This window comes from Streptomyces sp. NRRL B-24572 (genome assembly GCF_002156145.1).
In the GTDB taxonomy this organism is placed as follows: domain Bacteria; phylum Actinomycetota; class Actinomycetes; order Streptomycetales; family Streptomycetaceae; genus Streptomyces; species Streptomyces vietnamensis.
Map to the genome: position 1 here is coordinate 1 of NZ_MWIG01001185.1, position 509 is coordinate 509.

The window sequence follows — 509 nt, forward strand, 5'->3', positions numbered from 1 at the left end:
TCCACAGCCTCGACCCCGACCGGTCCGCCGAGATCATGGGCGGCGGCGATCCGCGCATCACCCGGCGCACCCTCGACACCGCCCTCTCCCTCGGCCTGGGCGTGAAGATCAACTGCGTTCTCCAGCGCACCTACCTGGACGACGCCTTCGCCGTGGCGGAGCTCGCCCGCGACCTGCCCATCGCCGTCCGGCTGATCGAGCTCCAGAACATTGGCCCCGCGCAGGCGCTGTTCGAGACCGAGTTCATCAGCGAGGCGGAGGTCCGAGACCGTCTCCACGAGTGGTTCGCGAACGCAGGAGAGGTCGGCAGGGGCGAGCTTGGGGTGCGCAGCCCCGGGCAGTACCTCCGTCCGGACGGCTGGGCGGGCTCGATCGGATTCATCTCCAACTCCAGCTGTGCCACCTGCTCCGACGCCAACCGCATCAAGATCACACCCACGGGCGTGGCCCGCCCCTGCATCCTGCACAACCGCGACATCCCTCTGAAGCCCCACCTCGCCGACGGCACC

At 69.4% G+C, this 509-nt stretch carries 1 pseudogene; it reads left to right on the forward strand.

The features are described 5' to 3' along the window. Positions 1 to 509, forward strand: a pseudogene (locus tag CCN56_RS41185) (molybdenum cofactor biosynthesis protein MoaA); the annotation flags it as partial.